This window comes from Pseudomonas sp. XP1 (assembly GCF_053557675.1).
In genome coordinates this window covers 129955-154580 of record NZ_JBNRIJ010000004.1, presented here as the reverse complement: position 1 = coordinate 154580, position 24626 = coordinate 129955, and the positions used below count along the sequence as shown (strand labels likewise).

General features: G+C 61.5%; 18 protein-coding genes and 1 pseudogene. 5 read left to right on the top strand and 14 right to left on the bottom strand.

Annotated elements, in window-relative coordinates; translation table 11 throughout:
- Positions 1–39: 39 nt before the first annotated feature.
- From ACK1U9_RS05865 to ACK1U9_RS05850, 4 genes are read right to left on the bottom strand one after another with little or no spacing between them, the layout of a single operon-like run.
- Complete coding sequence (locus ACK1U9_RS05865; protein ID WP_449109761.1) at positions 40–1341, bottom strand: McrC family protein; 1302 nt, start codon at positions 1339–1341, stop codon at positions 40–42.
- Positions 1338–4454, bottom strand: coding sequence for an McrB family protein (locus ACK1U9_RS05860; RefSeq protein ID WP_449109760.1), 3117 nt, complete (start codon positions 4452–4454; stop codon positions 1338–1340). Before ACK1U9_RS05860 ends, ACK1U9_RS05865 begins: the two co-directional genes overlap by 4 nt.
- The gene (locus ACK1U9_RS05855; protein WP_449109759.1) at positions 4451–5725 is read right to left on the bottom strand and encodes a restriction endonuclease subunit S; all 1275 of its coding nucleotides are present in this window, start codon (positions 5723–5725) and stop codon (positions 4451–4453) included. Before ACK1U9_RS05855 ends, ACK1U9_RS05860 begins: the two co-directional genes overlap by 4 nt.
- On the bottom strand, positions 5715–7649 hold the full coding sequence (locus tag ACK1U9_RS05850; RefSeq protein WP_449109758.1) for a class I SAM-dependent DNA methyltransferase: 1935 nt from the start codon (positions 7647–7649) through the stop codon (positions 5715–5717). The genes ACK1U9_RS05855 and ACK1U9_RS05850 overlap by 11 nt, the downstream gene beginning before the upstream one ends.
- A gap of 792 nt (positions 7650–8441) precedes the next feature.
- Between ACK1U9_RS05850 and ACK1U9_RS05845 the strand changes: the two are divergent.
- Positions 8442–8663: pseudogene (locus tag ACK1U9_RS05845) on the top strand (WYL domain-containing protein); the annotation flags it as partial.
- Here the strand turns inward: ACK1U9_RS05845 and ACK1U9_RS05840 are convergent.
- Positions 8658–10196 (bottom strand): MFS transporter, encoded by a 1539-nt coding sequence (locus ACK1U9_RS05840; protein ID WP_046613145.1) that lies wholly within the window; start codon positions 10194–10196, stop codon positions 8658–8660. The pseudogene ACK1U9_RS05845 and the gene ACK1U9_RS05840 sit on opposite strands and share 6 nt — an antisense overlap.
- 183 nt (positions 10197–10379) lie before the next feature.
- On the opposite strand from ACK1U9_RS05840, the gene ACK1U9_RS05835 reads away from it, so the two are divergent.
- On the top strand, positions 10380–11243 hold the full coding sequence (locus ACK1U9_RS05835) for a LysR family transcriptional regulator (protein ID WP_046613146.1): 864 nt from the start codon (positions 10380–10382) through the stop codon (positions 11241–11243).
- Between the two features lie 57 nt (positions 11244–11300).
- Here the strand turns inward: ACK1U9_RS05835 and gabP are convergent, their stop codons facing one another.
- The 3 genes from gabP to ACK1U9_RS05820 all read right to left on the bottom strand — a co-directional run bounded on the left by gabP (position 11301) and on the right by ACK1U9_RS05820 (position 15536).
- Positions 11301–12692, bottom strand: coding sequence for a GABA permease (gene gabP / locus ACK1U9_RS05830; protein WP_046613147.1), 1392 nt, complete (start codon positions 12690–12692; stop codon positions 11301–11303).
- A gap of 383 nt (positions 12693–13075) precedes the next feature.
- Positions 13076–14419 carry an MFS transporter gene (locus ACK1U9_RS05825; protein WP_085599595.1) on the bottom strand — a complete coding sequence of 448 codons (1344 nt, stop codon included), beginning with the start codon at positions 14417–14419 and terminating at the stop codon, positions 13076–13078.
- Between the two features lie 175 nt (positions 14420–14594).
- Positions 14595–15536 carry a 2-hydroxyacid dehydrogenase gene (locus ACK1U9_RS05820; RefSeq protein ID WP_046613149.1) on the bottom strand — a complete coding sequence of 314 codons (942 nt, stop codon included), beginning with the start codon at positions 15534–15536 and terminating at the stop codon, positions 14595–14597.
- A 99-nt stretch (positions 15537–15635) separates the two neighbouring features.
- Here ACK1U9_RS05820 and ACK1U9_RS05815 point away from each other — a divergent pair, with 99 nt between their 5' ends.
- Positions 15636–16523 (top strand): LysR substrate-binding domain-containing protein, encoded by an 888-nt coding sequence (locus tag ACK1U9_RS05815; protein ID WP_108480724.1) that lies wholly within the window; start codon positions 15636–15638, stop codon positions 16521–16523.
- A gap of 109 nt (positions 16524–16632) precedes the next feature.
- Here the strand turns inward: ACK1U9_RS05815 and gudD are convergent, their stop codons facing one another.
- Together gudD and ACK1U9_RS05805 are read right to left on the bottom strand one after the other, a co-directional pair.
- Positions 16633–17979 (bottom strand): glucarate dehydratase, encoded by a 1347-nt coding sequence (gene gudD / locus ACK1U9_RS05810; protein WP_449109757.1) that lies wholly within the window; start codon positions 17977–17979, stop codon positions 16633–16635.
- A gap of 19 nt (positions 17980–17998) precedes the next feature.
- Entirely contained in the window at positions 17999–19351 is a 1353-nt protein-coding gene (locus ACK1U9_RS05805; protein ID WP_085599601.1) for an MFS transporter, read from the bottom strand.
- A gap of 261 nt (positions 19352–19612) precedes the next feature.
- Between ACK1U9_RS05805 and ACK1U9_RS05800 the strand changes: the two genes are divergently transcribed.
- The gene (locus tag ACK1U9_RS05800; protein ID WP_046613718.1) at positions 19613–20320 is read left to right on the top strand and encodes a FadR/GntR family transcriptional regulator; all 708 of its coding nucleotides are present in this window, start codon (positions 19613–19615) and stop codon (positions 20318–20320) included.
- Positions 20321–20467: 147 nt separating this feature from the next.
- Here the strand turns inward: ACK1U9_RS05800 and ACK1U9_RS05795 are convergent, their stop codons facing one another.
- From ACK1U9_RS05795 to ACK1U9_RS05780, 4 genes are all read right to left on the bottom strand, one after another.
- Positions 20468–21478 (bottom strand): zinc-dependent alcohol dehydrogenase family protein, encoded by a 1011-nt coding sequence (locus tag ACK1U9_RS05795; protein ID WP_046613153.1) that lies wholly within the window; start codon positions 21476–21478, stop codon positions 20468–20470.
- A 164-nt stretch (positions 21479–21642) separates the two neighbouring features.
- Positions 21643–22233 (bottom strand): HAD family hydrolase, encoded by a 591-nt coding sequence (locus ACK1U9_RS05790; RefSeq protein ID WP_046613154.1) that lies wholly within the window; start codon positions 22231–22233, stop codon positions 21643–21645.
- On the bottom strand, positions 22230–23099 hold the full coding sequence (gene tesB, locus ACK1U9_RS05785) for an acyl-CoA thioesterase II (RefSeq protein ID WP_046613155.1): 870 nt from the start codon (positions 23097–23099) through the stop codon (positions 22230–22232). The genes ACK1U9_RS05790 and tesB overlap by 4 nt, the downstream gene beginning before the upstream one ends.
- Positions 23100–23194: 95 nt before the next feature.
- Complete coding sequence (locus ACK1U9_RS05780) at positions 23195–23764, bottom strand: GNAT family N-acetyltransferase (protein ID WP_046613156.1); 570 nt, start codon at positions 23762–23764, stop codon at positions 23195–23197.
- Positions 23765–23943: 179 nt separating this feature from the next.
- Between ACK1U9_RS05780 and pmrG the strand changes: the two genes are divergently transcribed.
- Positions 23944–24626 (top strand): lipopolysaccharide core heptose(II)-phosphate phosphatase PmrG (gene pmrG / locus ACK1U9_RS05775; protein WP_449109756.1); only part of this gene is annotated, 683 nt, incomplete at its 3' end.

Below are 24626 nucleotides of genomic sequence, written 5' to 3'. Positions count from 1 at the left end.
AAATCTCTTTAATCGCGATTCATGTATAGAAAGATGTACCTAGCTGGCGTAAGCAAATGAGTCAAGGCTCAAAGGCAAAGTCGCTTTCTCCACATCTACCAAGGACTCAGCATCCAGATCAAAAGGCAAGACCCATAGCTGCATACCCTTGCCGTAATCAAACAGCGGTAGCGCTTTCTGGAGTCCAGACCAATACGGATAAATCAGCACCAGCCCCGGCACCTCATCGCCTCTTTGGTATTTGTGTCCATAGGCAAACAGCTGATAGAAATCGCTCTGACTCAGGTCATAATTCTTCTCAGGTTTACCGGCATCGATACGCTTCCACTTGGTATCAAGAATCCAGCGCTGCTCCGCTGTATCGATCAGCAAATCAGGCTTCAAGCAGAACATCCGATCACTGCTATGTGCACACAAGTACTGGCTAGCTGACTGCGCTTTCAAACGAGCGCTGGGCAGCAGTCTCTGATGCAACCAGCCTTCCACATATTGCTCGAACAGCTTTTCCATCGGGAACAGCAGGCTCACGCCGCGCCACTCACCTCTCACGGCTATCGGCATCTGCTGATTGAGGATCAACTCACACCAGGGCTTGATCGCCTGGTAATGCGCCATCAGCCGGTCGCGGCTCCAGGCGCGCAAATCCTGGCTCACCTGCCGGCTGGCAGGCACCTCCGCCAGCATGGCGCGTAACTCATTGGCCAGGCGCCAGTTGGAGGCATCTTGTGTGCTTTTTGCCACCTGTTCCAACGCCAACTTGAGCAAGCGATTCTCTGCCCGATCCGGCAGGAATACATCGTGGCGAATCTGGAAGTGATGCTGCCGCCCAGGCGGCTGGCGCATCTGTGCCACCACATTGAGCTGGCCACGGAGAAAGCGCTGCTCCTCCTCGATTCGCCGATAGTCGAAGCGCACTCCACGCTTCACCAACAAATCCAGCTCCGCCAGGAACTGCCCCATCACCCACTCGCTGAGTGGCGCATCGAACAGCTCAAGGCTGGCTACCGAACCCTCACGAGGCTTGAGTTGCAGAGCCTGCTGAATGAGCTTGCGCAGCAACAGGCGGCTCTTGACCAGGCAATCGTCCTGCTCATGGTGCTTGGGCAGAATCTCCAGCCGCGTGCCACATGGCGTTTCCAATACGCCCACGTAGGAATCCCACTTAAGAGCACGCCGACCTTCAACCTGCAGCAGAGTCGCACCGCTGCGATTGAAGCTAGCGCTCAGCTCACACAGCCAGTCGAAGGCACTTTCGGAAATCTGCGCACAATCGAGGTTGCCGGACGCAACCGCTGCCGTGGTCAGACGCGCATATTCACGCACGGTAACGAATACGCTCACGCACCCGCCTCTTCTACTGGAACCTCAGCCTTGGCCTGAACCGCAATCACACCGGCATACGCAGAAACTCGCTGGAATGCAGCCGCATTGATCCGCCAAACCCCACCTTGCGCCGGCACGCTAATGTTGCCAAACAAAGCATCCACATCTTGCTTGTCCTGCTCCACGAAACGGTCTGCCGCAGGCTTGCGGTGGTCATTAAGCACCCACTGGATACGCTGCCAATCCTCGAAGAAATACTCCTGCAGCAGCGGCAGTATCTGATTGCGGAAAATCACCTCCAGCCGCGACAACGAGTCTCCACTCTTGAGCGACATGAAATAGGCATGTCCGAGGCAATGATCACGATCGAGCAGCACCTCGATACGCTGGTTCATTACCGCCAAAAGCTGACCAATGTCGATGCCCTCCAACACCACGCCATTGAGCAAAGAGGGATTGGGCATCATTTCCTTGAAGATAAAACGGCGACGCAAGGCGATATCCAGCCCAGCCAGCGAACGGTCTGCAGTGTTCATGGTGCCGATCAGATAGACATTATCCGGCACCGTGAAACGCTCCTTCGAGTACGGCAAGGTGACAGACAAACTCTCCGTCGCACCATCTCGCTTAGAGGTTTCAATCAATGTGATCAGCTCACCAAAGATGCGCGAAACATTGCCCCGATTGATCTCATCGATCACCAGCACATAAGGCAGCCTCTCGCCATTCGACTGCCCAGCTCCGTCGTTCTCCAGCTTGCCGCGCAAGTGCTCGGCGATCCCTCTCACATAGCTTTCGCAATAGACCGACGCAGGCTTCTCGCCACGCATGAACAAGCGCACATGCTCGATGTTGGCCGGCAGCTCCAGCGCATTTTCCGAAGCCTTGGGCTGACAGGTGAAAGTCCCATTGCCGGGCCTGTAGCGAACATCAAAGGACTTGCCACGCACCGTAGTAAGCGTGACGGGGCCCTCGGTGACCTCTTCCAGAAACGCATTGAGCACATCATCTTCTGTCTGCGCTCCTTCCTGGTGCCGTGCGTCGTCACACAGCAGTTTGAAAACACCAGGCTCAACCTTGTAATGCAGCTGCCCGCCCTCTGATACGGCTCGCAAACCTTCAACGAAATCTTCATAGCTGAAGCTTTGGTGGAAAGTGACGAAACGCACTCGACCGTCCATCACCAACTGATCGAACGCGTTCTTCCAAGTCTCGCGCGTGGGCGTCTCCAGCACCTCTGGTGCCAGAATCTTCAGAGCCTCCTCCACGACGGAAAACGTCTTGCCCGTTCCCGGTGGACCGAAAAGAATCTGATTCAGCGGAATATCTTTGGCGGCCACCCTGGCATCTCCCCCTTGAGCGTCTTCAAGTACATCGCCTTTCGCACCCTGCAGGGCCTCTAGCAACTGCCACATGGCAATGTTGTTTGGCAGTAAGTTATCTGTATCCAGCCCAGCCAGACTCATGCACGCCATGATCTGCTCATTCAGCGCACACCAGTCCTGTTTTTCGTGAGTCACATCCAGCTGAAAAAGCTCACGCAAACCCTGCAAGAGTCGCTGGCAATCTTCAGGCTTGAGCAGTGTGGTGAACCGCTCCGGCGCAAAAGCGGCAAACACACGATTGACCATGGCAGGTCGATTGGCGCTGAACTGCTTGCTCTCAACCGCCAGACGCCAATCCTTCATCACCTGTGCGTGAGTCTGCGCCGTAGGCGCATCCATGATGCGCTGCGTGATTTCCCGAATAACGGCTTGTTGTTCATTGAATTCATCTCGAGAGAACAGCCCCAGCTTCAAGCTGGAAATCCCGTTCTCGCGCTCAATCCACAAACGTACAAGAGCGGAATGATCCAGAGGCGTCTGACCAGTGCACAGGACCTTGGCCAGCGATGTGACCTCCTGATAAATCTTCAGCCATCCAGGGCAGGACTCCTTACGATCCGCCGAACTCCAGGACACGTACTGTCTCAGGCTATGCAGCCCTTCGCCCGCCTGCCAGAGCAGCTCCAGTCGGGCCGCGATGGCCGGGGCAATCTCGACGCCCGAACTCTGTGGGTTCCAGCGCTGGGTAGGCATGGCCTTGTTGAGCAGCAACATGGGCAACAAGCCGCGAGCACATTCAGGACGATGCTCATCGATGCGAAAGCGGATGTAGTTGCGGGTTTTGCTCGAATCCTTCCAGTCGGGTCCGTCATGCGCCCCCTCCGTCACTAGGCCGCGCGCTACGATGCCCCGTGGTTCCTGCCCCAACCGCACCAGATAAACCACATCGCCCGGTTGCGGCTGTTTCGAATGGCAGCTCCAATCAATCTCCTGCCCCAACTCTACGCCGGCGTCTCCACCCAGTTTGAAATGAGCTGGATTCCAGGTGAGCAGGTAGCTTGCTCCCCCTGGCTGAATATCCTCCTCAGACTCAGGCTTAGCAGGTCTTAACCCCAGCTCCTCGCTGTACAGCCCGCGCATAAATCCATAAGGGCTAAGACCTGGCACCGACTCACTAGCAAGCTGGTAGTACTCGCGCAACTTCAGCATGCGCGCCACCGGAAGCTTGGGCGACGGGATAAGCGCTGGTGGGCAACCCAGCATCTGCAGGAAATGCCCCAGATGATCGCTGGAGGAAATCGGCAATGTCTGAGCCGTGTGATAACAGGCCAACAAGCGTAGCTTGCGTCCTGCGCCGACCGTGACACGCGGTTCTAAGCCGGCCCGGCGGTAGATTTCCTTGTCGTCATCCACCCAGAGCAGATCAGCGGGATCGGCTGCAGCGATGGTGCTTTGGATGCTCAGCGTGTAGCGCAGCGCCTCTTCATCACCGAGATCCAGCAGACGGCGATTCTTGTACAGGCTGCCATCCTCCTGAAAATACAGGAGATGGCCCTTAGCGGTGCCGGGCATATAGCGACCCAGCACCGGTACCAGGCCGCGCTCGATCCACCAGCAGAAGGACTTCCCATCGCCCTTGCCCACGCAGTATTCATCCAGCGTTAACTGGTTCAGGCGGCTCAGAGGAAAGGCCAGCAGAAAGTCCTGGTACTGCTGGGAATCCTCAGTGCGCTTTTGTACAGCAGCGCCTTGCGCCTTCAGGTAGTCCAGCAGCCGAGAGAAATCAGCATTAACACTCAGACTCATACCGCCTCCTCGATCAGCGCTTCGGCCTCAGGCAAGCGCAGTTGGCCGGAGATCAGACGGGGTAAGAGGATGTCGCGGAGTTGGGTGAGTGTTTGGGCTTGCTGCGCATTTGCAAAAATTCTGCCTCGCAGCCTGGAAGCCACGCCATCAAATCCTTCCAAGACGGCTTCAGGCGGCACCACTGCACGCAGTCTGTATGCATTACCACGATTCAGACCAGGGACCGCTCCATCTGTATTCATCCCCTCAAGTCCTAAGGTCCGCAGCAGATAGTAGCAATACGTCAGCGGCTTTTTAGCTTTGACATAGAAAACGGTGTCGATAGGGAAGAAGGGACAATCCTCCCAGTAAAGGCTACCCACGGTGCCCTTGCGGCCCACAATAATGCCTGGCCCGTCAAGCAACGATTGGTCGTGGTAGCCAGTAATTCCACCAGAGCCATAAACGGGTACCTGGCCATCCACCCGGTCAGTTGCTTTCAGGGCCTTCCCATATGCCAACTCCATCAAATCTTCAACTCTGAAAACCCGCCACCCCTTTGGCACCAAACCCAGCTCGGACTCTTCGAAGCTATCGGGGAACAGAGCGGCGGTGGCGGCGTCCATACCGTCCGGCTGGCGGCCTTCGGCCTTGGCGCGCACGGGGTCGAAACCGACGAACCAGGATTTGAACAGCGCTTGGGCGATGCCTTCCAGAGTGGCATTGGTTTCGCGTAGCAGGGTGATGCGGTCGTCGAACGTCTCCAAGAAGTCAGCAATCCGCACCTGCTCTTGAACTGGCGGCAGCAAAATTTCGTGGCGTTTCAATTGCCCAAGATTGAAACCTGGCACTGAGCTGCCGATGCCATTTTCGAGAATTTCATTTTGCTTGGCGGGTCCAGAGAATACGTAATAGATGAAGCGATGGTCCGCTTTGGCAGGATCAATCGTTAGCTTCATCTGCTTGTTCGAAACGATGTAGCTGTCGAATTTCGAGCGACTATCAATCAGACCAACCTGATTGATAGTGCCCCAGCACGTAAAGACAAGATCCCCACGCTTTGCCACAGATCGCTGAAATTCATTTGCCTTCTCATGAGAGACAAAGACCAAATCAGCATCAATGAGCCTTGTAGATGTATCTGCACTCAGGTTCGACCCACGAATAACGGGCACACCTGAATCGACGAAGTACTTCGAGCTGATAGCCGATCCAAATGGCCCAGTCGCTAATGCTGTTGAATAGGGAGCAGCAATCTCCTCGATTTTCGCCGCGCGCCACTCAGAACTCATACCCCAGCCCCCCCAGCTTCTGCCGGATCAACTGATCGAGTTCTGCCCCTTTTTGCGTCTGCTCGCCAAGCTGCCGAGTCAGCCGCTGCATCTTCTCAGCAAAGGCTTCGTCGTCGTCTTCCACCTCTTCGGCGCCGACATAACGGCCCGGTGTCAGCACATGGCCATGCTCGGCGATCTCATTGAGAGTGACGCTGCGGCAGAAGCCGGGAATATCGGTGTACTCTCCGACCTGCCCGCCTTCGTCCAGCGCTTCACCACGCCAGGCCGCCACGGTGCTGGCGATGCGCTCGATATCGGCCTCGGTCAGCTCGATCTGCACACGGCTGACGCTGGAGCCCAGCTTGCGCGCATCGATAAACAGCACCTGGTCGCTGCGGTCGATGCCGCCGGTGCTCAGGGCGTGGCGCTTGTCCTTCGCCAGGAACCACAGGCAGGCTGGGATCTGGGTGTTGAAGAATAGCTGGCCAGGCAAGGCGACCATCACTTCCACCACATCGGCCGCGACCATGGCCTTGCGGATATCACCTTCGCCGCTCTGGCTAGAGCTCATCGAACCGTTAGCCAGCACGATACCGGCGCGGCCAGCAGGCTTGAGGTGGTAGAGCATGTGCTGCAGCCAGGCGTAGTTGGCGTTGCCTTGCGGCGGTGTGCCATACACCCAGCGAGGGTCGCCTTCCAGACTGCCGTGCCACCAGTCGCTGACGTTGAATGGTGGGTTGGCCAGCACGAAGTCGGCACGCAGGTCGCTATGCTGGTTGCGGACGAAGGTGTCCGCCGGCTCTTTACCCAGGTTGAAATCGATACCGCGAATGGCCAGGTTCATCGCCGCCAAGCGCCAGGTAGTGGGGTTGGACTCTTGGCCGTAGATGGACACATCGCCCAGCTTGCCGCCGTGTGCTTCGATGAACTTCTCTGACTGTACGAACATGCCGCCCGAGCCGCAGCAGGGATCGTAAACCTTGCCATGATGCGGGTTGAGCACCGCCACCAGGGTTTTCACGATACTGGCCGGCGTATAGAACTGCCCGCCCTTCTTGCCTTCGGCGCTGGCGAATTGGCCAAGGAAGTATTCGTAGACTTGGCCGAGCAGGTCGCGGGCCTTACCGGCATCGTCACCGAAGCCAATGGTGGAGATCAGATCCACCAGCTCGCCGAGCTTTCCGTCCGGCAGTTGCGCACGGGCATACCGCTTGTCGAGGATGTTCTTCAGCTTGGGGTTTTCCGCCTCGATGGCAGCCAGGGCTTCGTCAATGCGCTTGCCGATATCTACCTGCTTGGCGGCGGCACGGATCGACTCCCAGCGTGCCACTTCCGGCACCCAGAACACGTTGACCTCGCGGTAGTAGTCGCGGTCTTCCAGCTCGGCGGCCAATGCCTCCGGGTCGTCATCGCCCAGGTAGTAGTCGTCGTTCTCGTCGGTGAGCTTACGCTCCAGCTCGGCACGGCGACCGGCAAAGCTGTCGGAGATGTACTTGAGGAAGATCAGCCCGAGCACGATGTGCTTGTACTCGGCGGCATCCATATTGGCGCGCAGCTTGTCGGCGGTGGCCCAGAGGGTTTTCTCCATCGCCTCGATGCTGGTGGCAGCCTGTACCTTGACCACCTTGCCCTTGCTGGCTGCCGTCTCGACGACATAGCTAGCAGATACTTCGGCCACGGCCGGCTCGAAACGCTCACGCGCCTTGCTCAGAGCCTGCGCCGCCAGGCTGGCACCTGCAGCCTGGGCGCGCAGCACAGAACCACCGCGCCCGCGGCCTTTGACCAGCACACCCTCACCGATTAGCGCGTCGCGCGATTCCCAGAATTGCTCTTCACTCAGGCCGGTGAACTGGCTCTTGAGTCGCTCATAAAGGGCCTGATTGCCGATGCTGCGGCCATCTTCCGGTACTGCTGCCAGCAACGCCTGGGCCAATTCACTCATGCATAACACTCCCATACCGTCCACCATTAGATGGGCCGGCCAATACTCAAACGGGCAATGAACAAACGAGAGGGAACCTGAGAAAGCCTCAAAACAGCGCTTTAATGCACCGCTTCATTCAGAGAGCCATCCCTGGACCACGCAAGCTGCCATCATTTTGCAATGCGCGCCACCTTATCGGCTGGCAGAGCACGGGTAAAGCGGTGGCCTGATTTCCAGGGGTATTTCTGAAACACCACACTAGGAGCCCCTGACCTGCGAGCCCAGGGGCAACAATCAGCAGCGCGTCCATTTGCTTGATAGATTCGGCCCCGATTCGTTTTTGGGCGCGGTCCTCAAAACGCACCGTCCATCGGAATCCAGACCACGCAGCGTTCCAACTGGTATTCCAAGCAAGTTGACCAATCAATTATTAATTAGACAAAACAGTTAGGTACCCACTCGTTTCAGCTTCCCCCGGCCCACCAAATCCCAAAGAAGAAGACGCCCTCGGGCGTCTTTTTTTGTGCCTGGGGTTTTGGGGTGCGCGAGCCCCAAAATCAGATTTCACCCCTTCCGTGTAGGGCGTTTCCCAAAGATACTCCCAACGCCTGTTTTCCGTTGCGGTCGTTTTTTAGCGTTCTAGGCTCGGTGGGTCGTTGTTCATCAACGACCAGCTTTGACAGGCTGATGACGACCATACACACGGTTTTGCCTATAGCGGCTGTGTGTGGGGCACCTCGTGTGCGCCGGTTTGGTCTTCACCGGTCTGTCAACCCATACACGGCTGCCACCACTTGTTTGACAGCAAGCGACTTTGTCCTCAGCCGCCTGCGTGGGCAGCCAGACTTGCTCGACCAATCGCCGAACACCCGCGAGCAGGATGAAGACTGGAATATCGAGGTGCCGGTCATCTTCGAACCTGACGGGCGATTGAACGCGGCGCAGAAGGCAATCATCGAAACCGACTTCGGCATGACGCTGGGGCAGTTGGTGGTGCCCAGCCGCAGGGCGCTGGTGAAGCACGTTTCATGATCGCCCCTCGGCCAGCAATACCTCTGGCATGGCCGGCAGCGGCCGGCTCAGCAACACGCCGACCAGCAGCGCAAACAGCAGCGCCGCCACACCGGCGACCAGCAACACAGCTTCGAAGCCTCCGATGAACGCCTGGCGGGCCAAGGGTGCCACCGTTTCCCGCAACCCGGGCTCAAGCAACGCCAATGCCGCCTGCAAATCACCCGCGGCAACCCGCGTGGCCATTGCGGCAACCTGGCCCGATTGCCCAGGCGCCACGGCAGCCATGGCCTCATGCAGCAACTGCCCACTATGTGCAGCCAGTACACCACCCAGCCCACCGATGGCCAGCACGATCGCCCCGAACCGCGTGGTTGTACTCAAACCCGAAGCCATGCCGGTGCGCTCACGCGGTACGCAAGCCATGATGTTCTTCTGCGTATCGCCATTCAGCAACCCGGCGCCCGCACCCAACACCAGGCTGGCGAGGGCGAATGCACCGTAACCGCCCTGCTGCGTGGCCCAGGCACACAGCAGGTTACCCGCCCCGACCAATACCAGCCCAAGTGCGAACACCTGCGCCGGGCTCAAGTGTGCAGCCAGGCGCATGCCCAGGCGTGGCGCCAGCAGCATGGCCACGGCAAACGGCAACATGCCCGCCCCTGCGGCCAGGGCTGACAGCTGCAGGCCGTTCTGCAAGTACAGCGGTAGCAGGGTCATCATCACCTGGGCGCAGGCAGCGTAGGCGAACATACCCAGCAAGGCACCAACGAAGCGGCCGCTGCGCATCAGCCGCAGGTCCATCATCGGCCGTTGCTGACTGCGCTCGACCATGACGAACAGGCCAAACAGGAAAGCACTGATCACCAGCCGACCCAACGTTTGCGCACTGCCCCAGCCCACCTGGCTGGCATCGATCATTGCCCAGATCAGGTAACCCAGGCTGCCGGCGAAAGTCAGGCTGCCCCATGGGTCGAGCCGGGCCGCAGCGCTGTCACGGGACTCTTCGACACTGCGCAGCACCATCACTGCAAGCACTGCCACCAACGGCAGGTTGATGTAGAAAATCCAGCGCCAGCCAAGGGTGCTGGCGATCACACCGCCCAGCAGCGGCGCAAAGGTAATGGTGGCGCCCATGCAGGCGCCCCAGAAGGCCCAGGCGCGCATGCGTTCCTGGGGTTGATGGAAGCGGTGACCGATCGCGGCCAGGGCCGAGGTCAGCAGCAGCGCTGCGCCAACGCCCTTGGTTGCCCTGGCCAGGTCGAGGAACAGCAAGGTGGGCGCCGCGCCGCAGGCCAGCGAGGCGATGCCGAACAGGGCCAGGCCGAGCAGCAGCATGCGGCGGCGGCCAAAGCGGTCGGCCAGGCTGCCAGCGGGCAGCAGGCAGGCGGCAAAGGCCAGCAGGTAGGCGCTGACCACCCATTCGATATCGGCAAACGAGCCGGACAGGTCACGGGCGATGCTGGGCAGGCTGACCGCGACGATGTTGGTGTCGAGGATGATCAGGGCGCAGACCAGGGAGGCGGTAAGCAGGGTGAAACGCGCAGAGGGCATGGTGAGGCTCCGGATGCAGGGCTGGTTGGTCAAAATGCCGGACCGCTTTGCGGTCCCCTGCAATTCCCCGGCAGCCTTTGCCGCCAAGCCATCAGCCTTGTAGTGTTGGCCTCACCATAACGCCGCCAGCCCCCAGGCTTGTTAGCCCCGGCGGCCCGCGTCATTACCCTGCAGGTAACACCCATGGAAATCCGCCATTTCCGCTACTTCCTCTGCGTCGCCCGCCACGGTCACTTCACCCGTGCCGCCGAACAGCTGGGTATCGCCCCGCCCACCCTCAGCCGGCAGATCCAGGACATGGAGCGCGAGCTGGGCGTGCGCCTGTTCGAGCGCAACCAACGCGAGGTAAACCTCACCGCTGCGGGCCAGGCGCTGTTGGTCGAGGCCGAACATGCAGTGCGCCAGTTCGACGCCGCGCAACTGGGTGCGCAACGGGCAGCCCGAGGCGAAAGCGGGCGCATAGAGCTGGGCTATGTGGCTTCGGCCGCGTATTCGGGCATGCTCCAGCAGCAAGTCAGCCGCTACAGCGAAACCTGCCCCGCAGTGCGCATGAACATTCGCGAACTGCCCATGGCCGAACTGCCCGGCATGGTCCGCGACGGCTTGCTCGACCTTGCCTATGTGCGCTCGCCGATGGAGCTACCCGAGGAACTCGAAGCCATCGCCTTGCACCAGGAAGGTTTCGTCCTCGCCCTGCCCGCCAACTCGCGAATAAATGAAGTACCGCAGATCCCGGCCTCGCGCCTGGCCAACGAAACCTTCATCCTGCCCGAACAGATCTCCGGCACGCTGGAAGTGGCAGCACAAGGTGGTTTCGTCCCGAGGCTCGGCCCCCAGCCGGGCAGCCTGGTGGCGGTGATCACCTTGGTATCACTCGGCCAGGGCATCGCAGTGGTGCCAGAATCGGTGGTCCAGCGCGTCAGCCTGCCGCAGGTGAACTACCGGCGTATTGTCGACTGCCAGGCCAGCTCGTGGCTTAGCCTTATTCATCGACGTTTCGAGAAGGCGCCAGCGGCAATCAGATACATCGATATGATGAAGAGCTGAAAAAACAAAGGGCACCTATCCACTGGTGCCCTTTGCCCTACCGCCAGGTGAACTGAATCACCCCATCGAACGCACCCCCACAGGTTGCGCATGGCCCCGCGTGGTCACGATCCCCAGGAAGGAAATCACTATCGCCAGGCCCAACGTAGAGGTCACCTCCGCCCGGTGTTCAGGCGTGAACATCATGACTGCCAGCGCCCCGCCAATGAACAGGATCACCGCCCAGGTGAGGTACGGGAACAGCCACATGCGGAACTTCAGCTCGGTGTTTTCCCGCTCCAGGCGGCGGCGCATGCGCAGCTGCGAAATGGCGATGACCATGTACACCAGCAAGGCGATGGCGCCGGAGCTGGCCAGCAGGAACTCGAATACACCCTTCGGCGCGAAGTAGTTGAGGATTGCAATGGCCGCGCCGATCAGCGTGCTGCCGAATACCGCAGCGCGCGGTACACCGACCTTGGAGGTCTTGTTGAGCATGGCCGGTGCGTCACCGCGCTTGGCCAGCGAGTACATCATCCGCGAGGCAATGTAGATCGAAGAGTTCATGCAACTGGTCACTGCCACCAGCACCACCAGGTCGACCATGAAGGCCGCGTTGGGAATGTTCATGATTTCCAGCGCACGCTGGTAGGAACCCACCACCGCGAGCTGCGGGTCGTTCCACGGCACCACCGAAATGATCACGAAGATCGAGAGGATGTAGAAGGTGCTGATGCGCCAGATCACCGAGCGAGTGGCCTTGGCGATGTTGCGCGACGGATCGCTGGATTCGGACGCGGCGATGGTAACCGCTTCGGTGCCGATGAAGCTGAACATCACGGTGATGAACGCACCAACCACGGCCGACCAGCCCTTCGGCGCGAAGCCGCCGTGCTCGGCCATCAAGCCGCTAAGGCCGCTGACCTCGCGGTTGGGCAGCCAGCCCATCAGTGCGGCGAAACCCAGGCCGATGAAACCGAGAATGGCCGTGACTTTCAGAATGGCGAACCAGAACTCGAACTCACCATACTTGGCCACACTGAACAGGTTGGTACCAGCCAGCAGCAGCACCGAAGCCAGGGCGAATATCCAGCTGTCCACCTGCGGAAACCAGGCGTTCAGCACATGCCCGGCGGCTAGCGCTTCGATCGGGATGACCAATACCCAGAACCACCAGTACAGCCAGCCGATGGTGTAGCCGGCCCAGCGGCCGATGGCCTGCTCGGCGTAGGTGGAAAACGATCCGGTGTCCGGGTGAGCCACGGCCATTTCGCCGAGCATGCGCATGACCAGTACCACCAGGGTCCCGGCCACGAAATAGGAAATTATGGTAGCTGGCCCGGCTGCCGCGATGGCGTGGCCAGAGCCGACGAAAAGTCCGGCGCCGATGATGCCGGCGATGGACAGCATCGTTACATGACGTGGCTTGAAACCTTGTGCAAGGTTGCCATCAGATCCCACGGTGTTCATTGATGTTGTTCTCTTTTTGCTGACACAAGGATGGACGGGCAGGTGTAGGCGAAAATATCTCCTTTGAAATCAATAAGTCGACACGTTACTCGCGCTCTGTTGTTGATATTTGGCACGCGTCACAGAGCAACGTGTCAGTGCAGGTCGGGCTTCATTTAAGCCCCGCAGGGCTGTGGGAAATTACACGAGAACGCCCCGGAACTGTTCGATCACGACAGGGCATTTCCATGAACGCCAGATGTCGTGAATGGCTTGCCCTATCGCGTCACCAGGCCGTCTGGAGCTTTTGTTTTTCATTTGGGTGTGTTTGTGGCTGTACTGGCCCTTTCTGCCAGCCACAAAAAAGCCCCGGTCTCCCGGGGCCTCTGTTGCCAGGCGTCTGCCTACGCCTGCCCGGTACGCTCGAAGCGTCGGGCCAGCAACAGGTAAGCGAGGATCCCCAGCACGCCATGGGCGGCCACGAACCAGAGTGCGTTGTGAAAGGAGCCGGTGCTGGCCACCACATAACCGATCACCAACGGGGTGACGATACCGGCGATGTTGCCGATGCCGTTGAACACGCCACCGCACAGGCCAACCATCTTCTTCGGTGCCACATCCGACAACACCGCCCAGCCCACCGCCGCCAGGCCCTTGCCGAAGAACGCCAGGGTCATCAGGGCGATCACTGCGGCATTGCCGTCCACATAGTTGGCCAGCACCAGGCTGGTGGACAGCCCCATGCCGATGATGAACGGGGTCTTGCGGGCCTTGGACGGGTGCACCCCACGGCGGATCAGCCAGTCGGACACGAAGCCACCGAGAATGCCACCGGTAAAACCGCAGATTGCCGGCAACGCGGCCACCCAGCCGGCCTCCATGATGGTCATGCCACGGCCCTTGATCAGATAGATCGGGAACCAGGTGATGAAGAAGTAGGTGAGCGCGGTAATGCAGTACTGGCCCAGGTACACCGCCCACAGGTTACGGCTGGTGAACAGTTGCGCAAGCTCGGCCCGGGTCGGTTTGCTCTTGGCAGTCTTGCGTTCCTTTTCCAGGTCGACCAGGGCGCCGCCTTCACGCATGTAGTCCAGCTCTTCGGGGCTCAGCCCTGGCGCACTGTGCGGCTCGTGGTACAAGCGGAACCACACCACGCTCAGCGCCAGCCCCAGCACGCCCATCCAGATGAACACCTGCTCCCAGCTCAGCGCATGGGTCATCCACGCCATCAACGGTGCGAACACCACCACAGCCATGTACTGCGCCGAATTGAACAGTGCCGAGGCGGTGCCGCGCTCGCGGGTGGGAAACCAGCAACTGACGATGCGCGAGTTGGCCGGGAAGGCCGGCGACTCCACCAGGCCCAGCATGAACCGCATGGAGAACAGCGCCACGGCGGCGGACACACCAGCCAGGCCCATCCAGCCCACGGTCCCTTGCAGCAGGGTGAACAGCGACCAGAGGATCAGGCTGATGCCGTAGACCCGGCGGGCGCCGAAGCGGTCGAGCAACCAGCCGCCAGGCACCTGACCCAGGGCGTAGGCCCAGGCGAAAGCAGAGAAGATCATGCCCAGCATGACCGGGTCCAGGCCGAGGTCCTTGAGCACCTCGGTACCGGTAATCGACAGGGTGGCGCGGTCGGCGTAGTTGATGACGGTGATGACGAAGATCAGTGCCAGGACCAGGAAGCGATGGCGACCGATCCCGGCCACGGCCTGCGGTGCGGCGACGGCGGATTTGCTGTTCATATGGACCCTCTTGCTTCTCGGTGGAAGCGATTGTTCTTGTGCGGAGAAGGTGTGGCCTTTGGGGCCTTCTGTTGCCTGTGCTGGCCTCTTCGCGGCTAAAGCTGCTTCCACAGGGTCAGTGCAGTGTTCAGGGCATGCGCTGTTCCTGTGGGAGCCGGCTTGCTGGCGATGGGGCCTACACGCAATTCGGGGGAACCTCGCCACGGAAGCAAGCAGCGAGATTCGATAAAACCATCTGCCCCATTTCCAGCCGGGTTTGCAGCGTGGCGCTGCCTCGATGTGGCTGCAGAACGACCTGGTTCAGGTCACGCAGCGCCGGCGGCACATGCGGCTCGTGGACGAAAACATCCAGCCCGGCCCCGGCAATGCGCTGCTCCCGCAACGCCTCGACCAGCGCCTCTTCATCGACCAACTTGCCGCGCGCTACATTGACCAGGTACCCCTCCGGCCCCAGTGCATCGAGCACCTCGGCCGTCACCAGCACCTCGCCGCCATCGGCGGCAGCTGCAACCAACAGCACATCCACCGAACGCGCCAGTTCGACCAGATCGGCTTCAAAGCGGTAGCCGGTTTCTGGTTGCTCGCGCCGCCCGTTGTAGGCAATACGCATGTCGAATGCAGCGGCACGGCGAGCGATAGCCTTGCCCACCTCGCCAAGCCCGACGATGCCCAGTTCTATACCGCTGACCTTGCGCGCCAATGGCAGGTCTACCTTGCCCCACAGGCCATCACGCACCAGCCGCTCACCCTCGCCCAGGCGGCGCAAGGTGCTGATGATCAAGCCCATGGCCAGGTCGGCCACATCGGCGGTGAGCACGCCCGGCGTGGTGGTGACATGGATGCCGCGGCTGGCCGCATGGCGCAGGTCCACGGCATCGGTGCCAATGCCGCTGATGGCGATGATCTCGAGCGCGGGCAGTTGCTCCATCAGCTCATTGGACAGGCCCTTGGCACCGCCTGTAACCACCCCACGAATGCGCGGGCCGGCTTCGTCGAGCAACTGTTGCGGGTTGGAATGCTGATACAGGCGATGTACCCGATAAGCGTTGACCAGCCGGGCATCGATGGCCTCTGGTACTGGCTGGGTCAACAGCACTTCGATGGGGTTTTCGTTCATGGTGCGCATCCGGCAGTTCGAAGACATGACGCGATGCTAGGCCGGCATTTGATACAGGTCTAATATAGATACTGGATCGAATAATTCAGGAATTGAATCATGGAGCTGCATCAGCTGCGCTGTTTCGTAGCCGTGGCCGAAGAGCTGCATTTCGGCCGTGCCGCCACCCGCCTGCACATGACCCAACCGCCCTTGAGCCGGCAGATCCAGCTGCTGGAACACACCCTGGGCGTGCTGCTGCTCGAGCGTAACAACCGCCAGGCGCGGCTGACCCTGGCGGGCCAGAGCTTTCTCGAAGACGCCCGTCGCATCCTGCAGATCGCCGAGTCGGCCAGCCAGTCGGCGCGGCGCATTGCTCATGGCGAAGCGGGCCGGTTGACCTTGGGCTTCACCGCAGTGGGTGCCTACAGCATGATCCCGCGCTTGCTGGTGCATGCCGGGCAGACGCTGCCGGACATCGAACTGGTGCTCAGCGAACGCGTCTCCAGCACCCAGGTGCATGACCTGGAGGCAGGGCTGATCGATGTTGGCCTGGTGCGCCAGGTGCTGCCCAGCGCGCGCGTGGAGTACCTGCCGATCCACCGCGAACCCTTTATCGCCGCCCTGCCCGCCGGGCATGCGCTGGCGGCACGTGAGCGGCTCAGGCCGAGCGATTTCGATGATCAACCATTCGTGATGTACAGCGCCAACGAAGGGCGCTATTTCCATGACCGCATCGCCAACCTGTTTGCCCGGCATGAGGTGCAACCACGGTACCTGCACCAACTGGGGCAGACTCACTCGATACTGGGGCTGGTCAATGTGGGGCTGGGCTGCGCAGTGGTGCCGGCCTCGGCGCAGGCATTGCGCCTGGAGCAGGTGGTATTCAGGCCGTTGGTGGGGATGGAGCAGCAGGCGGAGATTTTCCTGGCGTTCTGCCGGGATAACCCCAACCCGGTGCTGGGGGCATTCGTGGCGATGGCGCGGAAGTTTTTCGAAGCAGGTTGATTTGTGCCTGTCTCTTCGCGGGCTCGCCCGCTCCCACAGGATAAATGCAGGCCTGGAGCCTGATGCAGTACCTGTGGGAGCGGGCAAGCCCGCGAAAGGGCCAGCAGCCTCAACGCACCAGGCAAGGCCGCTTGTTATCGAAACTCCACCCCGGAATCAGGAACTGCATTGCCACGCTGTCATCCCGCGCGCCCAACCCCATGTTGCGGTAGCACTCATGCGCCTTGGCCAGCTGGTCTTCATCCAGCTCCACCCCAAGCCCCGGCCGCGCCGGCACGTGCACGTGCCCATCGACGATGCGCAGTGGTTCACGGGTCAGGCGCTGGCCGTCCTGCCAGATCCAGTGGGTGTCGATCGCAGTGATTTCACCCGGCGCCGCAGCTGCCACCTGGGTGAACATTGCCAGCGAGATATCGAAGTGGTTGTTGGAATGCGAACCCCAGATCAGCCCCCAGTCGTTGCACATCTGCGCCACCCGTACCGAACCCTGCAAGGTCCAGAAGTGCGGGTCGGCCAGCGGAATGTCCACCGACTGCAACTGGATCGCATGGCCCATCTGCCGCCAGTCGGTAGCGATCATGTTGGTGGCGGTGGGCAGGCCGGTGGCGCGGCGGAACTCGGCCATCACCTCACGGCCCGAGTAGCCGTTCTCGGCACCGCACGGGTCTTCGGCGTAGGCCAGCACATCGTGCTTGTCGCGGCACAGGGCAATGGCCTCCTTCAATGACCAGGCACCATTCGGGTCGAGGGTGATGCGGGCTTCGGGGAAACGTTCGGCCAACGCCGTTACGGCTTCCATCTCCTCCTCGCCGCGCAACACCCCGCCCTTGAGCTTGAAATCGCTGAAACCATAGCGCGCCTTGGCGGCCTCGGCCAGACGCACAACCGCCTCCGGCGTCAGGGCCTTTTCGTGGCGCAGGCGGAACCAGTCGTCCTCGGCATCAGCTTCGTTGCGGTAGGCCAGGTCGGTCTGCTGGCGGTCGCCGATGTAGAACAGGTAACCGAGCATCTTCACCGCCTCGCGCTGCTGCCCCTCGCCCAGCAGTGCCGCCATCGGCACGTTCAGATGCTGGCCAAGCAGGTCGAGCAGCGCAGACTCGATGGCCGTCACCGCATGCACGGTGATGCGCAGGTCGAAGGTCTGCAGGCCGCGACCAGCCGAGTCACGGTTGGCGAAGGTCTGGCGCATGGCATTGAGCACGCGCTGGTAATGGCCGACCGGCTGGCCGACCACCAGGCTGCGGGCGTCCTCCAGTGTCTGGCGGATCTTCTCGCCGCCGGGCACCTCGCCCAATCCGGTATTGCCGGCGCTGTCACGCAACACCACCACGTTGCGGGTGAAGAACGGGCCATGGGCACCACTGAGGTTGAGCAGCATGCTGTCGTGCCCGGCAACGGGGATCACGCGCAGCTCAGTGACCACAGGGGTGCTGGTGTGAAGGGTCTGCATGTTCATGGTTGTTGTCTCGCAGTCATCAATGGCTCTGACCCAGGGCCGAAGGGGCCTTGAGGTCATCGGAAGGGACGCCCTTTGGGCGAGTGCGTACGAAGAAGATGGCAATGGCCGCCAGCACCGAGGTCACCGCCAGGCCATACAGGCCGCCCTGGATCGAACCGGTCTGCTGCTCGAGCAGGCCGAAGGTGGTTGGGGCGACGAAGCCGCCGAGATTGCCGACCGAGTTGATCAACGCGATCACCGCAGCGGCGATGCGGGCATCCAGGTAACCCTGCGGGATCGGCCAGAACAGTGACGACGCCGACTTGAAACCGATGGCCGCGAAGCACACCGCGACAAAGGCGAACACCGGCCCACTCGTGGTGGACATGAACATGCCGATGGCAGCGATCACCAGCGCACCTGCGACCCAGGCCTGCTGGAACTTCCAGCGCGCCGAGCCGGCGGCGAAGGCATACATGGCCAGGATCGAAATCAGCCATGGGATCGAGTTGAAGAAGCCGACCTGCAGGTCGCTGAGGTCACCCATGCGCTTGATGATGCTCGGCAGCCAGAAGGTAGCGGCGTAGATGGTCAGCTGGATGCAGAAGTAGATCAGGCAGAACAGCAGGATCTGGCGGTCCTTGAGCAGGCTCCAGGTCGATGGCTTGACCACGCCGACCGCTTCACGCTCAAACTGCTCGCGATCGATGGTGGCCACCAGTGCGTCCTGCTCGGCCTGGCTCAGCCACTTGGCGTCCTGCGGCCTGGAGTCGAGCCAGAAGAACACGAAGAAGCACAACGTCACCGAGGCCATGCCTTCGATGAACAGCATCCATTGCCAGCCATGCATGCCCAGCCCCTGGATCTGCATCAGCGCACCGGCCAACGGCCCGGAAATCAGCGATGCCAGCGCCGAGCCGCTGAGGAAGATGGCAATCGCCTTGCCGCGCTCGGCGGCCGGCAGCCAGCGGGTGAAGTAGTAGATCACCCCGGGGAAGAAGCCCGCTTCGGCAACGCCCAGCAGAAAGCGCAGCACGTAGAACTGGGTTTCGTTCTGCACGAAGGCCATGGCAGTGGCCACCAGCCCCCAGGTGAACATGATGCGGGTCAGCCACAGCCGTGCGCCGACCTTCTGCAGCAGCATGTTCGAGGGCACTTCGAACAACGCGTAGCCAATGAAGAACAGGCCGGCGCCAAAGCCATAGGCCGCAGCGCTGATGCCCAGGTCGCTTTCCAGATGCGGGCGGACGAAGCCGATGTTGACGCGGTCCAGGTAGTTGACGATGAACATGATGACGAACAGCGGCAGGACGTGGCGCTTGACCTTGGCCACGGCGCTGGCCAGGGCGTCGCCTTCATTCCGGGCAGACGGAGCGAGGGTATCGTTCACTTGCGGATCTCCCACTAATTGTTTTTGTGCGGGTCGAGGTTGTCTGACATGGCAGTGGGGAAGAGCATATGCGCAGCACAGTTGTACGACAAGGTCGCCAACATCGGTAAAATCACAAAATACAAGCTATCAAAATACGTATTAGCGTCGATCTTGCAAAATACACCAAGCTATCCGCTGACTTGAGTACAGGAAAAATCGGCAAAAAATATTTTTATCCGTTAACTTGTCGTACAAGTACAACAACAATTGGACTACACCATGGCCACCGAGCAAGCCCACAAACGCGGCCACAGCCGCGCCCATGACCTGGTCTCCAGGCTGACGCAACAGATCTTGCTGGGCACCTTCAAGCCAGGCGACAAGTTGCCCTCGGAAAACAGCCTGGTACGCGAGCATGGGGTCAGCCGCACCGTGGTCCGCGAGGCCCTGTCGAAATTGCAGGCCTCGGGGCTGGTGGAGCCACGCCACGGTATCGGTACGTTCGTGATGGAGCGCCAGGGCCAGGCCGGTCTGCGCATAGCTGCGGAAAGCGCGGCGAATGTGCGCGACCTGCTGGAGTTGCGCATCGGCCTTGAAGGCCAGGCCGCAGCCCTGGCCGCGCTACGCCGTGACGAGGGCCACCTGACGCGCATGCGCCAAGCGCTGGATGATTACCAGGACCTGGCCGCCGCCGGCGACAGCTGCATCGAGGCTGACCGGCGCTTTCACCTGCTGATTGCCGAGGCCACTGGCAACCTGTACTTCACTGAAATGCTGTTGCAGCTGGGCAACGGCCTGATCCCGCGCAACCGAATGGCCCTGGCCGAACGCAGCGGGGCGAAGCTGGCCCGGCAGGCGTACCTGGCCAACCTCGAGCATGAGGCGATCCTCAATGCCATCCGCCGGCAGGACCCGGACGCGGCCCGGGCAGCGGTGTGCCTGCACCTGTCCAATAGCCGCGACCGGCTACTGCCCGAACAGGCCTGACACGATCCCCTGTAGGAGCGGCCTTGTGGCGCGAAGGGCTGCACAGCAGCCCCTGGATTTCAGCTACAGAATTGCAGGCCGGGGGCCGCTTTGCGGCCCTTTCGCGACACAAGGCCGCTCCTACAAAGAGAACCGCGTCGGGCCCTGCTACCAGGTCAGGCAGATCTTGCCGAAATGCCGGTTGCTCTCCTGATAACGGAACGCCTCGACGATCTGCTCCAGCTCGAAATGCTTGTCCACCACTGGCCGCAGGCCATTGGCATCGATTGCTCGCACCATCGCCTGTTGCTGGGCGCGGCTGCCCACCAGCACGCCTTGCAGGCGAATCTGCCGCACCAGCGCCTGCACCAGTGGCAACTGGCCGGCCACGCCGGTGAGGATACCGATCAACGACACATGCCCGCCAATGCGCGCGGCAATCATCGATTGCTCCAGCGTCGCCGGGCCACCCACTTCGATCACATGGTCGACGCCGCGGTTGCCGGTCAGCTCGCGCACTTTCTCACCCCACGCCGGGGTGCTCTTGTAGTTGATCAGGTGGTCGGCACCCAGGGCCTTCAGTCGCTCCAGCTTGGCGTCGCTGGACGAGGTGGCGATCACCGTCGCGCCAGCCAGCTTGGCAAATTGCAGGGCGAAGATAGACACGCCGCCGGTACCCTGCACCAGCACCGTATCGCCAGGCTTGAGGTGATCGTCGCTCGTCAGCGCACGCCAGGCCGTGAGACCGGCCGTGGTCAGCGTGGCAGCTTCAGCATGGCTGAAGCCCCTGGGCGCCAGGGTGAAGGAGGTGGCGCGAGCGGTGACCTGCTCACGGGCGTAACCATCGATACCATCGCCGGGCACCCTGGCGAAGCCTTCCACATTGGCCTGGCCGTCGAGCCAGTCTGGGAAGAAGGTACTGACCACATTGTCGCCGACCTGGAACTCGGTGACGCCGCTACCCACCGCGACCACTTCGCCAGCACCATCGGCCATGGGGATGCGCCGCTCGCTCGGGCCCCACATGCCGCTGACCACGGCGAAATCGTGGTAGTTGAGAGAGCTGGCGTGCAGGCGCACGGTGATTTCGCCGGCCTGGGGTGCGAGAGCCTCGCTGGTACCGACCTCGACCTTGTCGTAGCCGCCGCCGGGTTGTACGTAGATGGCCTTGCTGGTCATGGATAGGTCTCCGTTCAGGGAATAGATTGGGGTTCAGCATAGACAGGTCCGGCCTCTTAGCGGGTGAACCCGCTCCCAATGGTTGAGTGCTGGACTTGAGCTCGGCGCGATCACTGTGGGAGCGGGTTTACCCGCGAAGAGGCCCGCACAGGCGACACAAAAACTCAGCCCAGCATCACCTTCAATGCCCGGCAATCGGCCGCATGCCAATCCACCAGCTCCGGCCACGGATTGTCCGGCAGGTTCACCAGAACCGTGCGCGCCCCTGCGGCGCGCCCACAGTCCAGGTCAAACCGGTAATCCCCCACCATCACCAACTCACCCGGTGCCACACCCCAGGCATTGGCAATCTTCAGCAGCCCATCCGGGCTTGGCTTGGGCGCCGCTTCGTCACGCCCCAGAATGTGCTCCACCGGGAAGCAGTCCGCCAGGCCGATGGCCTCCAGTGTCACATGCGCCAACTCACGGGCGTTGCGGGTGAGAATGCCCAGCCGGCAACCACGCTCGGCCAGTTCGCGCACCAGTTCCACCGCCCCGGTGGCCGCCGTGGAAGCAATCGCCAGGTCGCGCTCGTGCTCCAGCAGCCAGGCATGCTTGGCTGCCGCTTCGTCCGCCGGCAAGGCCGCCAGGTGGGTGAGGATGTCGTGCTCGGCCGGGATATCCAGCGCCAGGCGGATAGCGGCAAAATCGTGCACAGCCACCGTCAGGGTGCCGTCCATGTCGAACACCCAGTTGCGCACCTCGCCCAGGCTCATGCCCAGTCCTTGCGGTGGCGAATCAAGCCTTCCTGGCAGGACGACGCCACCAGTTGCCCGGCCTGGTTGAAGATGCTGCCTCGGCAGAAGCCGCGGGCATTGCCTGCCCAAGGGCTGTCGGTGGCGTACAGCAGCCACTCGTCGGCACGCAGGTTGCCATGGAACCACAGCGAATGATCGAGGCTGGCAATCTGCATGTCACGCTGCCACACCGATTTGCCGTGGGGCAGCAACGCAGTGGTCAGCAGGCCGAAGTCCGAGGCGTAGGCCAGCATGTATTTGTGCAAGGCCGGGATATCGGGCAGGTTGCCGTCCGCGCGAAACCAGGCGTACTTCACCGGGTCGCCAGGCTTGGGGTTGAACGGGTCGCGCTCGGTGACCGGGCGGATCTCGATCGGCTTGGCGCACAGCACCTTGTCGCGAATTCGCTCGGGCAACTGGTCGGCCATGGCCCGGGCCAGCTCTACTTCAGTGGGCAAGTTTTCCGGGCCGACCACCTCGGGCATCTGCGCCTGGTGCTCGAACCCTTCCTCGTCGTACTGGAACGAGGCGCTGCAGGTGAAGATCGGCTGGCCCTTCTGAATCGCCGTCACCCTCCGGGTGCTGAAGCTGCCGCCATCGCGCACGCGGTCCACCGAATACACCACCGGCAGGCTGGCATCGCCAGGGCGCAGGAAGTAGCCATGCAACGAATGCACATGGCGTGCATCCTCGACCGTCTGGCTGGCCGCCGACAATGATTGGCCCAGTACCTGCCCGCCGTACAACTGGCGGAAGCCCAGGTCCTGGCTGCGTCCACGGAACAGGTTCTCCTCGATGGACTCGAGGCTCAACAGGTCGACCAGGTCGTCCAACACATGACTCATCGGGGGTTCTCCTAGCAAGGCAACATGTCTCTACAGCACTCTCATGAAGGCAAATGATACAGGGTTTGTCATTCGCGCCGGGCATGGCCATGAATTCAGGCGTGCAGGGTACGCTCCCAGTGAGCGCGGTCGATGCGATACAGCACATGCGGGCGCAGCGGATGGCCCACGGGCAGGCGGGGGTGTTCGAAACTGCCGTTCAGATCCTGCTGCATACCGATGGCCTGCATGACCTTCTGCGACGGCAGGTTGCTCTCGCTAGTGAACGACACCACCTCTTCCAGGCGCAATTGGGCGAAAGCACAGCGCAGGCAGGTCCACGCCGCCTCGCTGGCGAAACCCAGGCCCCAATGGCGGCGTGCCAGGCGCCAACCGATCTCCACCGCCGGCGCAAAATCGGCATCGAAGGCCACGTGCAGCAACCCGGTCATGCCGATGAAGGCACCGCTGTCCTTGCGCTCCAGGGCCCAAAGGCCAAAGCCATACTCATTGAAATGCCCGCGCACGCGACCGATCAGCGCGGCTGCCTCCAGGCGCGTCAGCGGCGCCGGGAAGTAGCGCATCACCTGCGGGTCGGCACACAAGGCGGCGAATTCGCGCAGGTCGTCGTCGTGCCACTGGCGCAGCACCAGCCGCGCGCTTTCCAGTTGCAGGATAGGGGTCATCGGGCGTGCTCCGGTTTTAGCGTCTTGCAGTTTACAGCGTAGGCGCGGGTGCAGGTTTCACCCAGCCGGCGCGCCCGAATGCAATTTTCACACGCCCTTCACCGCCCCCCGACAGGCCTGTTGGCAGGATGCCAGCCAATACCGCCGCGCCAGCCGCGACCATGCCAACGGAGCAACGCATGCTATCGAGCAACACCCTGGGGCACCCTGCCATCCACGCCCGGCGCAAGCGACGCCTGACCCGCAAAGCCCTTGGTGCCGCTCTTGGCCTGTGCATGGTCGTGGCGGCGTTGAGCACCTGGTTGGCGACGAGGACGCACATCGTGGACCTTGGCAATGAACGGCAATTGAGTGACAGCGGCCTGCTGCAAGACTGGGCCGACGGTACGGTGATCGTGATGATCCGCCACGCCGAGCGCTGTGACAGCGCCCCTGGCCCGTGCCTGGACGACCCCACCGGCATCACCGTGGGCGGCAGCCAGGCCGCGGCTCGCGTTGGCCAAGGACTGCACCAGTTGGGTCTGGACAACGCCGATATGCTCAGCAGCCCGAAACTGCGCACACGGCAAACCGCGCATTTAATCCTTGGCCAGGCGGTGGCCAGCGAGGACTGGCTGGAAAGCTGTGACAGCCGGTTCGCCAGCGAAGCGCTGGCACACAAACGACCGGGGCATAACCTGGTGCTGGTGACCCACAACGGCTGCATCGACCATTTTGCCCGTCAGCAGAACGTTGCGGGGGGCGAGCGTGAGAGCGGCTATGCCAGTGCGCTGTTCGTTTCGGTGGATGGCAATGGCAAGACGCGCATCCTTGGCCGCCTGAACGAGCCGGACTGGCAACGGGTGCTGGCCAGTACCACGAA

Excerpts from the sequence above, each read along its gene's own strand:
- ACK1U9_RS05840 (WP_046613145.1), bottom strand. The coding sequence starts at position 10,196 with ATGCCCTCTGCGCGTTTCACCCTGCTTACCGCCTCCCTGGTCTGCGCC.
- ACK1U9_RS05820 (WP_046613149.1), bottom strand. The coding sequence starts at position 15,536 with ATGAACGAAAACCCCATCGAAGTGCTGTTGACCCAGCCAGTACCAGAG.
- ACK1U9_RS05815 (WP_108480724.1), top strand. The coding sequence starts at position 15,636 with ATGGAGCTGCATCAGCTGCGCTGTTTCGTAGCCGTGGCCGAAGAGCTG.
- gabP (WP_046613147.1), bottom strand. The coding sequence starts at position 12,692 with ATGAACACCGTGGGATCTGATGGCAACCTTGCACAAGGTTTCAAGCCA.
- gudD (WP_449109757.1), bottom strand. The coding sequence starts at position 17,979 with ATGAACATGCAGACCCTTCACACCAGCACCCCTGTGGTCACTGAGCTG.
- ACK1U9_RS05800 (WP_046613718.1), top strand. The coding sequence starts at position 19,613 with ATGGCCACCGAGCAAGCCCACAAACGCGGCCACAGCCGCGCCCATGAC.
- tesB (WP_046613155.1), bottom strand. The coding sequence starts at position 23,099 with ATGAGTCATGTGTTGGACGACCTGGTCGACCTGTTGAGCCTCGAGTCC.
- ACK1U9_RS05835 (WP_046613146.1), top strand. The coding sequence starts at position 10,380 with ATGGAAATCCGCCATTTCCGCTACTTCCTCTGCGTCGCCCGCCACGGT.
- ACK1U9_RS05795 (WP_046613153.1), bottom strand. The coding sequence starts at position 21,478 with ATGACCAGCAAGGCCATCTACGTACAACCCGGCGGCGGCTACGACAAG.
- ACK1U9_RS05855 (WP_449109759.1), bottom strand. The coding sequence starts at position 5,725 with ATGAGTTCTGAGTGGCGCGCGGCGAAAATCGAGGAGATTGCTGCTCCC.
- ACK1U9_RS05850 (WP_449109758.1), bottom strand. The coding sequence starts at position 7,649 with ATGAGTGAATTGGCCCAGGCGTTGCTGGCAGCAGTACCGGAAGATGGC.
- ACK1U9_RS05780 (WP_046613156.1), bottom strand. The coding sequence starts at position 23,764 with ATGACCCCTATCCTGCAACTGGAAAGCGCGCGGCTGGTGCTGCGCCAG.
- ACK1U9_RS05825 (WP_085599595.1), bottom strand. The coding sequence starts at position 14,419 with ATGAACAGCAAATCCGCCGTCGCCGCACCGCAGGCCGTGGCCGGGATC.
- ACK1U9_RS05860 (WP_449109760.1), bottom strand. The coding sequence starts at position 4,454 with ATGAGTCTGAGTGTTAATGCTGATTTCTCTCGGCTGCTGGACTACCTG.
- ACK1U9_RS05790 (WP_046613154.1), bottom strand. The coding sequence starts at position 22,233 with ATGAGCCTGGGCGAGGTGCGCAACTGGGTGTTCGACATGGACGGCACC.